The following is a 13,142-nucleotide window of genomic DNA, read 5'->3' on the forward strand; positions in this document are numbered from 1 at the left end:
GCTCGCGGCGATCGGCGATGCGCGACAGTTTGCCAACGGTCGTCAGCTTGCTGCCTCACTAGGATTAACGCCTCGTCAGCACAGTTCGGGCGGGAAAGAGCGCCTGTTGGCATCAGCAAGCGGGGCGATGCGTACGTGCGAACGCTCTTGGTGCATGGTGCACGGGCGATGATCCGCACCGCCCAGACCAAGGAGGATCGACTTAGTCGCCGGGTCATCCATCTGGCCGAACGATCGCATCCGAATGTCGCCTGCGTGGCATTAGCTAACAAAACAGTGCGCATGGCCTGGGCGATGTTGCGCCACGACCGTGACTACCAACCGGAGCGGGCGGCGGCCTGATGCATCTCGTGTAATAAACGAAGTACCCTCTACCACGATTGCGACGCAACCTTGCACGATGGCAAACCGGTCGAACCGGCGTTAACAAAACCCTTTAACGGCCATGTGCGACAAGCACGACAAAGCGATTGGGAGCTGACGCGCGAATAGCCCATCATGGTCCAGCATCAAAACGATGCCGCTGTTAGAGACCGGATATACGTGTGCAGTCGACACGGACGCTAGAGCACGGGGAGCTTTGCAAAGGGGAGGAGTCCATATACGGACATTTGGCACCGACTATCCTTTGCGGTTACCTGCGTTCCCCATGGCTTTTGGATCCATATCCATGTCGTCGTCGGGCGGCGCTTTGGCGACGATCGCTTTGTATTGTTCGGGAGTCATGCTTGGCAGCTTTTGAAGAAATGCCACCATGCTCCATATCGTGGCGTCGTCATGGGTGGAACCCCACGCCGGCATCGCACTCATCTTGATGCCGTGCTTGATGATCCAGAACGCTGCGCGTGGCTCTATCTGCTGTCGGGAGAGATCTGGCGGTTGTGGGTACAGGCCCCGGCGAAGTTCCGAGTCCTGAGCGCCGGGGGCGCGGTGGCAGCCCGTGCACATCGCCGCGTATTGACCGGCTCCTTTCAGAATCGCTTGCGGATCATTCAGATCAGGCACGCTTTCGCCGCGGCTTCGAACGGCGATCGACCGATCCCGCAGCGTTTGCAGGACGGTATGGGTGACAGGCCAATGCGGTGCATCGGCGCCCACGTTGTAAATCCCCGAGCCTGTGAATGCGACGGCGCCAATGATCGCGACGACGGCAAGCGACATCGCGCCGAGCAACCCTTTTCCAAATATTTTCATTGTTGGCTTCCTCAAAACCATGCGTGCAGACCGACGACGATCTGCGCGTCGAAAACCGGCTCGCGACGTTGTTGGATCCAATCGGCGGTTTCCCCAAAATGACGGACCCAGACGAAGCCCACATACGGAGCGAATTGCCGCGTCGCGTCGTAGCGCAAGCGCAGACCCAACTGCATATCCGAAATACCTGCACCCGTATCATCGCGTGGATCGCTTTTGCCGTAGAGGTTGGTTTCCAATTCCGGTTGAAGAATCCAGCGTTGGGTAAACAACAGTGTATATTCCGCGCGCAATCTCGCAGCGGTGTAACCCGACGCGCTGACATAACCGGTCGCTTCCAGGTCGAACCAGTAAGGTGCCAGTCCTTCTACCCCGAATGCCGCCCAGGTCCGATGATCGTCGCCGCTTACATCCTGGCGCACGCCCAGTTGCGTATTCCAGAATGCAGACGCGGCGTGGCTCCATAACATTTCGACATCGGCATCTTCCAAGGCGCCTGCAGTATGGTTGCCCTCGGTACGTAACCACACCTTGTCGGTATCCGTGCCATACCAAGCCTCCGCATCCCATGCTTGCCCGTTGCCGTTGCGGGTATGGGCCGCTTCCAGCTGATCGATGAGAACCATGCTTTGCGCAGCGTTATCCTGCATATCCATCGTCGTCATCTGCATCGCGGAATTTCCGCCAACCGGTCCGGTGTCCATCGTCATGCCCGGCATCGATGCCATCGATGTCGATCCATGCTGATCCGCGTTGCTGGACGTCGTTTGTGCGATCGCCATGTCCGATGCGCTCGATGCGATCCAAGCCAGTGCAAGCAACGTCGAAAGGCGCGGTCGGTGCAACCATCGCAAAGTGTTCACGACACCACCACTTCGCGGAACATCCCCGCTTCCATGTGAAACATCATGTGGCAGTGATAGGCCCAGCGGCCCAGTGCATCCGCCGTGACGGCGTAGGCAATCCGCTGTGCCGGTTGAACATTGACGGTATGCTTGCGGAATTGAAATGTACCATCCGGGTGTTCGACTTCACTCCACATCCCGTGGAGGTGAATCGGATGGTTCATCATCGTGTCGTTGACCAACACCAGACGCACGCGTTCATTGGCATGCAGCTGTATCGGTTGCGCGTCGGAGAACTTCACGCCGTCGAACGACCACATGTAGCGCTGCATGTTGCCGGTCAGGTGCAATTCGATGTCGCGTGTGGGTTGTCGGGCGTCGAGCGGGCCGCCTACGGTATGTAAGTCGGCGTAGGTCAGCACGCGTCGGCCGTTGTCGCGCAACCCAACACCCGGATCGTCCAAATTCGTGCGCGGCGTTTCCACGCGCATGTCCACAGCGGGGCCGCGTTCGATGCGAGCAAGATGATTCGAAGGAGCAGCCGGCGTCGGCATGCTCATGGCCTGCATGTCCGGCATGGAAGCCATGGCGTGTGAAGGCGTGGCGGGCGTTGAGCGATTCATCGACATGCCGCCCATCATGTCGTCCATCGTCAACAGCTGACGGACATCCAGGGCGGGAACCTGCGCCTCCATGCCAGGACGCGGTGCAAGCGTCCCGCGTGCATAGCCCGAGCGGTCGATGGCCTGGGCAAACACGGTGTAAGCGCGATCCTCTTGCGGCTCCACGATCACATCGTAGGTTTCCGCCACTGCGATGCGAAATTCGTCGACGTGGACGGGTTCGACATCCTGGCCGTCCGCGCTGATCACCGTCATCTTAAGGCCAGGAATGCGCACATCGAATAGCGTCATGGTCGAGCCATTGATAAAACGCAGACGAACGCGCTCGCCCGGACGAAACAGGCCCGTCCAATTCATGGCCGGCGATGCGCCGTTCATCAGATAGGTAAAGGTGTAGCCCGAAACATCGCTCAGATCCGTCGGGTTCATGCGCATGCGGTTCCACATACGCCGGTCCGCAAGCGCTTCGCTTAACCCGCGTTCGCGTACGTCGCGAAGAAAATCCGGAAAGGTCGGCAACGCAACGTTGTAGTAATCGCTTTGCCGTTTGAGCATGGCGAAGATATGCGCGGGATCGTCGTCGGTCCAGTCGTTGAGCATGACAACGTAATCCCGATCCACGCGCACGCGATCCGGTGTGGCCGGATCGATGATTACCGCACCGTAGAGACCGGTTTGTTCCTGATAACCCGAGTGACTGTGATACCAATAGGTGCCCGATTGCCGCACGGGAAATCGATACACAAACGTATCGCCGGCAGCGATGCCCGGGAAGCTGATGCCCGGTACGCCGTCCATCTGAAAAGGCAACCGGATCCCGTGCCAATGAATGGACGTCGGCATACGCAGTCGGTTGACGATGCGCAGTGCGACCTCGCTGCCTTCTTTCCAGCGCAACGTCGGACCGGGAAGGCCGCCGTTGACGATCGTTGCAAGGCGCCGCTTGCCCGTGAAGTTGACGGGCGTTTCGTCAACGACCAGCGAGAAATCGGCGCCTGATAAAACGGGCGATCCTTCGCGTGTCTGCGCCCAGCTGGACGTCCATTTACCCAGGCCCGCAACGGCGCCGCCGAGGGCCAATCCCTGGACAAAGCGTCGCCGCGATAGGTCTGTCGCGGGCGCAACGGCAAAACGTTTCATGATCGATCACTCGTAACGCGTGATGCATCGGATAGGAGATGCGCTCATACACGACATGTCATCGCTTTCGGGCGATGGCTGCGTGCGCGGAAGGTTGCGAGGATTAGACGACCGGTGGCCGTAAAGGAGGTTGCAGCGCCAGCGATGGAGCACGGCGTTCAAGGGGGAACGTATTGATCGATATTGTCATGATCGACGCGGACGCCGTTTCCGATCCCGGCAAAAGCAATCCGCCGCATGACGACGCACAATGGCATGTCGTGCCCCGATGGCCCATATGGTGATCGATGTGGCCGGAACAACAATCGTTGTCTTCTGCGAGATGCATCTTGTTCGATGCATGCGCACTGACGGGAGCGCTCGTGACCGTGGACATGACACCAGGTCCCGCGTTCGGTGCAGACGGCAAGTAGGCCCACAAAGAGTTGGTCAGCATCAGCCAGCACGCCACGACAGCCAGCACCCGCAATGGGAGAGAGCGTGTCATGCAGGAAAGTGTGCGGCGCATGCCGGGAGTGTAAGGCTCGTCGCGATAAGCACTCAACTGTGGAGCCGGGTTCAACGTTTGGATATCGGGTGATGGTTCGACGCTATGCGCGGGCGATTTTGGACGGAGTGGGACGTCGTGGCTTACGACTGCATCCATCGGCACACAGATCTACCTCAACGAACTCGATACGCACATATGTCGATTTTGGGTGGACGCGCACGTTATCGGCGTGGGTGCGAGGTCACGCGAGTCCTTAGTGTCTGGCGGCTGGGAAGACATTTGCGCAGCGGACAGCGATGTTATAACGTTACGATCTATTCAACCGCATGGACCAGGGGGAATGCGGATGACGAGAGTTGCGGTGTGCCTATTTATCCTGTCCGCGCTGTGCAGCACAGCGGCTTACGCGAAGCGCGCAGAAACGAGCTGCACGACTCATCGTCAAATCATTCAAGCCGGCGATCAGGCAATCGATCTGGTGTCGCATGACGGTGTTCATGCAGCGCAGTTCACCCAATGGCTTCATCGTGCCGATGCATCGACACGGCACATGCTCACGCAGATGCGGCCCGGCGATATCTTCACCGCTTGCACGGACATGTCAGGTCGTTCCGGCCCTGCACTGGTCAGCCTGCGCATCGAGCGGGATCCGGCAGGTAGAAAGCGTGCCGATCAAATCGAATCATTACCTCAACAATCGCACGCGTTGTTCGCCGGCGTGATCGGTGATGCGATAACGGTCCCGCTGTCCGTGGCGCACATCGAAGCGCTACCCATAAGCGCGACCGGGAATCCTCAACCATCGAAGAAAACAACGAGTCCGCTGCTCACGTCGCTCACGCCTGGCCGTTTGCTCAGCCAGGAACTCATTCGGCAACTGGGTCATCGCCCGGTGGTTGAAGCGATCGTGGATTACGCGCGCGAGCGTTGGAACCTGCCGAGTCGTCTGCCTAAAGACAGCCACTGCACGCTCGCATTGTTGCCGTCGGGCAAAGCCGGTTCGTCGCAGCAGCTCGCTTACGTCGAGCTCACGTATCGAGGACAGCACGAGCGCGTTTATCACTACGTCGACAGCCTGGGACATGACTTGATGGTCGGCGCGCAAGGGCAGGGATATCGGGTGCTGGATCCGGTGCTGCCCGTGTCGAATGCCCACATCTCCTCCGGATGGGGCTGGCGCATCCAGCCTGTGCTGGGTGGCGATGAATTTCATCAAGGTATCGACTATGCCGCGCCGAACGGCACGCCTGTGCGAGCCACCATGGATGGCGTTGTCGACATCGCCGATTGGCGTGGCAACTACGGACGATTGGTGGAAGTGAAACATGGCGGCGACCTTGCCACGCGTTACGGCCACCTGAGCGCGTTCGCAGATCGCCTCCAAGTGGGCAGTCATGTTCGTCGCGGACAAATCATCGGCTATGTCGGCGCCACGGGCCTCTCTACCGGGCCGCATCTGTATTACGAGCTGTGGAATCACGGCTCGCGCGTCGATCCCCTCAAGCAAAAGCGGATGATGGTGGCGGCGGACGTCAGTCCCAGCGAGCGTCGCCGATTCAAGGATTACGTCGCCCGCATCAACTCCGCCGATGCGCCATGAATCGGCGCGGCGCCATCCACTGGCTATTCGCATGCGTAGTTGCGCTGGCATGTGCAACGACATCTTCGAGAGTGCAGGCCGAATCGTCCCCAACGATGGCGAAAACAGCCACGAAGAATCCCGACCAGTTGTGGCAATGGGTTAGCGGGCAGTGCGCAACGGCTGCACGTCAGAACATCTATCCGCCGTCTCCGTGTATCGAAGTATCCGCGCCACAAGGGCCGGCAAGTGGATATGCGGTGTTCAAGGACCGCAGCGGGCGCTATCAATATCTCGTGTTGCCGCTGGCGCGTATCACAGGGATCGAAAGTGAAGCGCTGCTGGCGCCGGGCGCGCCCAATTATTTCGCGGACGCATGGGAGGCGCGGCGTTATGTCGAAGCGGCCCTGCACACATCCGTGCCGCGCGACGTGCTGAGCATGGTGGTCAATTCACCGTTCGGCCGCACGCAAAATCAGCTTCATATCCATGTCGATTGCGTTCGCGCGGATGTGCACGACACCTTGCGGCGACTGCTGCCTACGATCACGTCACAGTGGCAGCCATTGAGCGAACCACTGCCGGCGCACGGACATCGTTATGCAGCCATGTGGGTTCCCGGCGATTCGCTCACGATCAATCCCTTTCAATCGTTGGCAGCCTCGTTGCCGTCGGGCGACCGCATGGCATGGCACAGTCTGATCGTCGTAGGGGCGCAATCGAGCACGGGCGAACCCGGTTTCATTTTGTTGAGCGGGAAGGTGGACCCGCTCGCCGGCGATCGCGGCAATGGCGATGATCTTCAGGATCTTGCTTGCGATCTGGTCACGCAGCGCGCCCACTGAAACACGGCTTTCCCTTGCGGGCTTGATCGGGTGAACTGCGTTCGGTGCTGGTCATAGGCAACTGCATCGCAACGATCTAAAAAAATAGCTTATAGGGAAAATCGAAGGCTTACGAAATCGGTCGGTCAAGAAGCAGGGCTATGGAGGGTCGTTTGGATGTCAGAGAGAAAACGTACCTAGGGGCTAGAGCGGCCTGGATGGGGAAGGAGAGCCTACCGCCAAGGCGGCGTCCTCAGGAATCCGATCAGGTCCAGGCCATTCTCCGCCAAGCTCCGGGCGTGAGCCCCACATGGCGCGCGAAGACGCGCGTGAAATGACTCTGGTCGACGAAGCCGCATTGGAGTGCGATGGCCGTGAGCGATGGGCTACGTTGGCGGAGCAACACCTTCGCGCGCTCGACGCGGGCCTTAATCAACCAAGCGTGGGGTGGCATGCCCGTCGACTTTCGGAACGCGCGCGCAAAATGGCTGGGTGATATACCGCACGCCATGGCAATCGATGCGAGTGGGATGGCCCCGGTGAGATCGGATAGGAGCATGTCTTTCGCCTGACGTTGCTGCCAAGGCGTGAGGCCGCCCTTGGGTATGCGGGCCGCAAACTGCATACCGCCGTAGGTCTGGGCCACGTGTGCTGCGAACGCCAAATTCATGTGGTCCACGAATAGCCGGCTCACTTGCTCCCCCGCTCTCAGGGCGGGAAGTATCGCGGCGTTCATATGGCCAATCACTGCATCGGTGACGCCAACGCCGGGCTCATGGCGAAGCTCATGGATGTGCGGGACGTGTGCTTCGTCAGCCAGGGCGTTGAGCGCCGTCTGCGGTAGGAACCATTGAATCGTATGCACCGGTCTGTCGACCAACACCGACGGTTCGCGTTGGAGATCATGAAAGATGGTATCTCCGACTCGAAGGTCGAGATTTCGGACATGGCGCCCTTCCAGCCAGTATTCCATGCCCTGGTTGTCGAGGAGCTCGAAGATGATCAGGTGGGCGTTTTGGCGCGGGAAGGGCTCGGACATGTGCCCGAACGGCCGCAACACCTTGATCTCCGTTACGGCGAACTCTGCATTCGCCAAAGATCGGGTGACCGCAAACGGTGCTTCCTCGGCGCCGAAGTTCGCGGCGAGCTCTTTGCCGTATGCCCGTCGTGACGGTGATGAGGAGGATCGTGAGCCTGCCGTCATACGACTGTCAGTGCCTCAATGCCGCTCTCAAATTCAGGAAACGCTTCATCGCACCAAACGCCGGCGACAACGTTGTGGGTCGAACTTAGCGCCGAACGCTCTCCAAGGCCAGTCAGGAGGCTGCCCTCGGTCTATGACAGATACGCAGAATGGTCGGTGGCAAAGCGTCCGAGGCGTGCCCAGATTTCACTGGGCTTTTGCTTGTCTCAACCGCGTGTTCTAAGAAGAGCCAGTTAGCGATACCCATGGGACGCTGGATCACTCGCCAAGTCTCTCTGCAAGGAAGACGCCGACCTCGTTCATCGCTTGATCGGCCGCCTTCAATGCGCCGACACGTCCGACGAACCCATGCGGCATGCCCATCCAGACGTCGAGTTTGGCATCGACGCCCTCCATGATGGCCCTTGCAACGTATCGGCGAGAGTCATCCAGCAGAACTTCATCGTCGCCTACGTGCACACGAACAGGCGGCAGTCCCGCAATCGGTCCGGCTAGGGGCGACGCCAACGCGTTGCCCGGGTCGGTGTCACGCAGATAAGCCCGGACGAGTTGAGCGACCTGGGCGCGGGTGAAAAGTGGGTCGGCTTCCGCGCGCGTCACGTAGCTTTCGCCGGACAGCGTTAAATCGGTGACCGGCGAGAAGACCGCAACGCCGACGAGGTCTGCGTCGGTCGAGTTGCCCGCACGCACTATTCGACCCGCCAGGCCAAGCGCGAGATTGCCCCCGGCAGAGTCCCCCGTAAGGACAAGCCTGCGGTAGCCTTTTTGCGCGAACCCCTTGTAGCAAGCCCAAACGTCCTCCGTCGCAGCCGGAAAGGGATACTCCGGAGCCAGCCGGTAGCCCGGAATGAACGCACTGACTCCGACACGCGCCGCGATTTGTCCTACAAGGTTGGTGAAGGCAGCCGCGGACCCGAAGTTGAACCAGCCGCCGTGCAGATGCAGGAGCGCACATTCTGGCCGTGCATTTGCGGGGTGCACCCACGTTCCCGGCACGCCACCGACCGTGCCCCATTCCGATCTCGCATTGTTCGGCGCCGGGACATTCGCCATCACGGCGTCAAACAATTCCCGCCCTTCAATGCCCCGCGAGACGCCTTTGGTGGGCGCCGCCATGGTTCGTATTCTGGCCACGATTTGCGCGTCGTCGGAATCCAACGGGCGCACCGATGCGAAGTCGTTCGTCTTGAGGTTCATCGCTGATCTCGCCGCTCTCTTCAACTGCTCGGTTTCGCATTCGCGTAGGGGTAGATCAGCGGGCCGGAAGCCAATTCGGGCGGCCAAACGACGACGTGTGTGCCGGGTTCTTTGAAATTCGTCAGATCACCGCTTCGGATATTTTGAAACTGCACCTGTAAGACTCGCGCCTTGCTCCAACTGCCGGCGTCTCCGAACTTGACGTCTCCGACGACAGTCTTGAAGACCGTATTGCGCGTGTATTCCGCGAGTTTGTCGTCATCGAGCGACTGGGTGCCGATGATGGCCTGCTCGACAACTTGCATCTGAGCGTAGGCTTGGGGAGCGACGTAATAGCCCAGCGGATCGGCGCCAAAATCTAGCGCAAGAGATTGATACTTTGTGATCAGGTCCGCGACGCCAGGATTCATCAGTGCGGGAACCGGCAACCAATACTCGTAGTTGACGATGCCATTGAGCGCTTGGCCGAGCTGCGTTTTGATCGAACCATTTTGTGGGCCGATCATCGCTCCGCCGACCAGTTTTGGTTTAAACGTGGCATTGCTTATCGCGCGAATCAGGCCTGCCGAATCGTTGAGGTAGGAACAGAAGAACACGATGTCCGGATTGATCGATCCGAGACGATCCATGTAGACCGCGAAGTCGGTCGTTGAGAGCGGATAGAGTTCTTCCGAAACGACCTCGAACCCGTGTTTTTCTGCGTGCGCTTTGGCGCCCTGAATAGGCGCTTTCGAAAACGGCGCATCGGCGGCAACGATCGCCAGCGTTTGTGGCTTGGGTGCCTGACGTGCCGCGAGTTCGAAGAAGCCTTCCGTCAAGGCGGCCGGTGGATGCGGCCCGGTGGGGATCATCACAAAGTAGTTTGAATAGTTCAGCGTCGCGTTCACCGCGAGCGCCATGATCGCCACCAAATAGCGCTTGCGCTCCATCACCAGCGGCATCGCCGGTGCAACAGAATTGTCACCGTAGCCGCCGATCAGCAGATCGACCTTTTCGACGTCGAGAAGACGCTTGTAGATGTCGAGGACGAGTTGGGGATTTGTTTCATCGTCAACACAAACCATCTCGACTTTTCGACCGAGAAGCCCACCTCTGCTATTCACATCTTGTGCCCATAGTTCATGGGCCAACCTTGCGGTCTTGCCGTTTGAAGCGAGTGGGCCCGTAAGGGACAGGCAATACCCGATGCGGATGGGCTTGTCGCTCATTTCTCGTGCTCCTGTGGCGGTTCAGGGCGGTAGCTGTTGTGGCGATTGCTCATCAGCCAGGTTCCGAGTTCGTAGGTCTGGTAGCCGCCGCGAACAAGCGGATCCTCATCCGCGACGGCCTTCGCATCGGCCAGACTGGCGACGCGTAACACGATCAAGCCACCAAGGCGCTCAGGGATGGGGCCGGCCAGGACAAGCCGACCACTCCGATCGAGTTCTGAGAGATGGGCCGCATGACGTCCCAACGCGTCGGGAGATAGCGTTTTGCCCGGGACCATCTTCAAGAAGATCAGAAAATAATGTCCCGGGTTTTCGGTGGAATGATCGCCGGCGGTCGACATGGCGGGCGAAGCGTCAGTGTCTGAGGGCGGCTTGCATGTTCATGAAGACCCCCAGCTGTTCCAGGAGGATGGGCACGGCGACGTAGCAGTGGAATGCGGTGACCTTGCCGTCTTTGAGGTGAAAGACGTCGCAGCATGGCGCGTGGATTTCTTTGCCCGTGGGGGGAATCGTCCCGGCCGGAAGGGTGAGGCCGCCCTTGTGTGTGCCGTTCAACGACAGCTCAACGACAACGACGTCTTCGTAGAAGTAGAAGTTGTAAAGCTCCCGGTGCATATCCGGGAACGCGGCCGCGTAGAGGTCGACCGTCAGGCCAATTTCCGCGCCGTAGTATTTTTTCCCAGCGCCCACATCGTAGAAGTAGCCGCCGTCCGCAAACTGCGAGACGAATTTAGCCGTGTCTTTCGACTTTGCATCGGCCAGGTGATACAGCTGACGAATGACTTGCTCGTTGCGTTGTTGCTCGGTCGTTTTGGCGTTCATTTTTCATCCCAGCTGAGTGGCGTCGTTCAAGGAGGAGAAACTCGCCGGCCGCAGCCGGCGCTCCGGAGTGGGGGAACCCCGACCGCTTCACTGTAGGTTGTCCAAATCGACCGATATTGGATGCGACCAGCACGACTTACCCGATTTCGTCGCATTTGCGCTCTGACCCGTTCATCCTGGGGTGCACCCGGGCTAGGATTATCACGATCTAAATGGTTATCCTGAGGCCGCTGGCGGCCCCGGCTCCGTCAGGTAAACATCGTTACTGGGCAAACCTCATAAGAGGCGAGGGCTATGAGCATCGCGCGGTCCGAAACCCCGACCAGCGCTTACTACGGTCGCGATCTAGCGACGATGTTTGGAGGGGAAGAAGCTCCGGCCATTGTCCTGCGCCTGTTAAAGCATGCCGCCTTCGCGGTGACCGAGGTCGTTGTAGAACGCCCCAATGGTCAGCTTTCGAACTCCATTCCGTCTGACGACGCTTACATGATTGGCCTCAACCTTGGGGCCGATCGAACCAAGATGTATTGGGAAGAAGGTCGGGAAATCGTGCGTTGTGTCCATGGCGCCGGTGAGACGTCCATATGCGATCTGAGGCGAGATCCTCGCTCGGTCATGCATACACCCATTCACAATCTGATGATGTATCTGCCTCGCGCGACCATGAATGCCCTGGCCGAGCAAGCCAACTTACCTCGAGTGGAAAACCTGAGGTTCAATCCTGGCGTGGGCGTGCGGGACGGCGTTTACTGGGAGCTCGGGCGGTCGTTGTTGCCCGCGTTGAGGGCGCCCGAGGAGGCCAACCGCCTGTTCACGGATCACATCGCGATGGCCTTGGCCTCGCACACTGCATACGCCTACGGCGGCCAGAATCTCACTCGGCCGATTCGTGGCGGGCTAGCGTCGTGGCAGGAAAAGCGCGCAAAGGAAATGATCCTGGATGACTTGTCCGGGAGCATATCGATGGGTGACATCGCCACCGCCTGCGGACTCTCAGCCAGTCACTTTGCCCGATCGTTTCGCAAAACGACGGGCTTCGCACCCCACACCTGGCTGCTACGCGCGCGCGTCCAGCAGGCGATGGCGCTGCTCCAGCAACGGGGCGTAGCAATTGGTGACGTCGCGGCGGCGTGCGGCTTTGCAAACCCCAGACACTTCGCGCGAGTGTTCACACGTCAGGTCGGCATGAGCCCACGCGCATGGCGGCGAGAGTTCGTTTGCTAAACGTGCTGCATGGGATAGAAGGCTCAACACAACATCTCGACCTCAGCGCCGTTCAGAACATTGGCTCAGGCGGCCCGCGTGCGGGCCGCCTGAGCGGATCGTTACGCGGTTGCCGCTCGCGCGGCCATCGTCGCCTTGGCCCACCAAACCAAGTCATCAAGGGCGGCCGTCGCCGCCGGCAATAGGCTGGCCTCGATATCTTCAATCGGCTTGTTGCCGCCCAAGGGGAATACGGCCATGAAGTCGCTGCCACCAATGTGGACGGCGCTGCGTGTCGAGACCATTTGCAATTCGATTCCAATTCCGCGCAGATGTTCGATAGCACGCGTTGCGCCCACGCCGCCATAGCCGATCGCGGTGAAGGGTTTCCGATTCCACTCCTTGTAGGCTTGATCCAGTGCGTTCTTAAGTGCAGCAGTGATCGAGTGATTGTATTCAGCAACGACAAAGATAAAGCCGTCGTATCGGCTGATGGTTTGCTGCCACCGAATGGCTTCCGGATCTTTGCTGGGCGCGCGCAGATTCGATGCAACCTCGGCGAAGAAAGGTAATGGATGGTCGCGCAAATCGATCACCTCGACCTCCATGTCCTGGCGCGTTTGCGCTTGTTTGAGCATCCATTGGGCTGGTTTGTCAGCGAACCTCGTCGGGCGGGTAGAACCGATGATGAGCGCAATGCGGGGCTTAGCAGTCACGGTTTCGTCCTTAGGGCAATAGTTACCAGCACAAACCATCCTATGGGATTACTGTGTAAGCACAACAAGGTAAGCGCCATCCAATAGACGTCTAATG

Annotated in this window: 13 protein-coding genes and 2 pseudogenes; 6 read left to right on the forward strand and 9 right to left on the reverse strand. The window is 59.4% G+C overall.

Annotated elements, in window-relative coordinates; genetic code table 11:
• Positions 1–10: 10 nt before the first annotated feature.
• From VK725_RS18570 to VK725_RS18580, 3 genes and pseudogenes are all read left to right on the forward strand, one after another.
• Positions 11–61: pseudogene (locus VK725_RS18570) on the forward strand (hypothetical protein); the annotation flags it as partial.
• Between the two features lie 2 nt (positions 62–63).
• A pseudogene (locus VK725_RS18575) lies at positions 64–126 on the forward strand (hypothetical protein); the annotation flags it as partial.
• 42 nt (positions 127–168) lie between these two features.
• The gene (locus VK725_RS18580) at positions 169–342 is read left to right on the forward strand and encodes a hypothetical protein (RefSeq protein ID WP_414648429.1); all 174 of its coding nucleotides are present in this window, start codon (positions 169–171) and stop codon (positions 340–342) included.
• Between the two features lie 279 nt (positions 343–621).
• Here the strand turns inward: VK725_RS18580 and VK725_RS00265 are convergent, their stop codons facing one another.
• From VK725_RS00265 to VK725_RS00275, 3 genes are read right to left on the reverse strand one after another with little or no spacing between them, the layout of a single operon-like run.
• Entirely contained in the window at positions 622–1,194 is a 573-nt protein-coding gene (locus VK725_RS00265; RefSeq protein WP_325316066.1) for a cytochrome c, read from the reverse strand.
• Between the two features lie 11 nt (positions 1,195–1,205).
• Positions 1,206–2,057 (reverse strand): copper resistance protein B, encoded by an 852-nt coding sequence (locus tag VK725_RS00270; protein WP_325316067.1) that lies wholly within the window; start codon positions 2,055–2,057, stop codon positions 1,206–1,208.
• Complete coding sequence (locus tag VK725_RS00275) at positions 2,054–3,802, reverse strand: copper resistance system multicopper oxidase (protein WP_325316068.1); 1,749 nt, start codon at positions 3,800–3,802, stop codon at positions 2,054–2,056. The genes VK725_RS00270 and VK725_RS00275 overlap by 4 nt, the downstream gene beginning before the upstream one ends.
• Positions 3,803–4,638: 836 nt before the next feature.
• Here VK725_RS00275 and VK725_RS00280 point away from each other — a divergent pair.
• Both VK725_RS00280 and VK725_RS00285 read left to right on the forward strand, forming a co-directional pair.
• Entirely contained in the window at positions 4,639–5,892 is a 1,254-nt protein-coding gene (locus VK725_RS00280) for a M23 family metallopeptidase (protein WP_325316069.1), read from the forward strand.
• On the forward strand, positions 5,889–6,716 hold the full coding sequence (locus tag VK725_RS00285; RefSeq protein WP_325316070.1) for a CDP-diacylglycerol diphosphatase: 828 nt from the start codon (positions 5,889–5,891) through the stop codon (positions 6,714–6,716). The genes VK725_RS00280 and VK725_RS00285 overlap by 4 nt, the downstream gene beginning before the upstream one ends.
• A 244-nt stretch (positions 6,717–6,960) precedes the next feature.
• Here VK725_RS00285 and VK725_RS00290 read toward each other — a convergent pair whose 3' ends face one another.
• The 5 genes from VK725_RS00290 to VK725_RS00310 all read right to left on the reverse strand — a co-directional run bounded on the left by VK725_RS00290 (position 6,961) and on the right by VK725_RS00310 (position 11,126).
• The gene (locus VK725_RS00290) at positions 6,961–7,734 is read right to left on the reverse strand and encodes an AraC family transcriptional regulator (protein ID WP_325316071.1); all 774 of its coding nucleotides are present in this window, start codon (positions 7,732–7,734) and stop codon (positions 6,961–6,963) included.
• A 423-nt stretch (positions 7,735–8,157) separates the two neighbouring features.
• Positions 8,158–9,096 (reverse strand): alpha/beta hydrolase, encoded by a 939-nt coding sequence (locus VK725_RS00295; protein ID WP_325316072.1) that lies wholly within the window; start codon positions 9,094–9,096, stop codon positions 8,158–8,160.
• A 20-nt stretch (positions 9,097–9,116) separates the two neighbouring features.
• Entirely contained in the window at positions 9,117–10,304 is a 1,188-nt protein-coding gene (locus tag VK725_RS00300) for an amino acid ABC transporter substrate-binding protein (RefSeq protein WP_325316073.1), read from the reverse strand.
• Entirely contained in the window at positions 10,301–10,645 is a 345-nt protein-coding gene (locus VK725_RS00305) for a YciI family protein (protein ID WP_325316074.1), read from the reverse strand. Before VK725_RS00305 ends, VK725_RS00300 begins: the two co-directional genes overlap by 4 nt.
• A 13-nt stretch (positions 10,646–10,658) precedes the next feature.
• Complete coding sequence (locus tag VK725_RS00310; RefSeq protein ID WP_325316075.1) at positions 10,659–11,126, reverse strand: nuclear transport factor 2 family protein; 468 nt, start codon at positions 11,124–11,126, stop codon at positions 10,659–10,661.
• 294 nt (positions 11,127–11,420) lie between these two features.
• Between VK725_RS00310 and VK725_RS00315 the strand changes: the two genes are divergently transcribed.
• Complete coding sequence (locus VK725_RS00315; RefSeq protein WP_325316076.1) at positions 11,421–12,350, forward strand: AraC family transcriptional regulator; 930 nt, start codon at positions 11,421–11,423, stop codon at positions 12,348–12,350.
• A 101-nt stretch (positions 12,351–12,451) separates the two neighbouring features.
• Here VK725_RS00315 and VK725_RS00320 read toward each other — a convergent pair whose 3' ends face one another.
• A complete protein-coding gene (locus tag VK725_RS00320) occupies positions 12,452–13,084 on the reverse strand; it encodes an NAD(P)H-dependent oxidoreductase (protein ID WP_325316077.1) in 633 nt (210 codons plus the stop codon).
• Positions 13,085–13,142 lie beyond the last annotated feature (58 nt).

The sequence above is a fragment of the Dyella sp. genome (assembly GCF_035486915.1).
In the GTDB taxonomy this organism is placed as follows: domain Bacteria; phylum Pseudomonadota; class Gammaproteobacteria; order Xanthomonadales; family Rhodanobacteraceae; genus Dyella_B.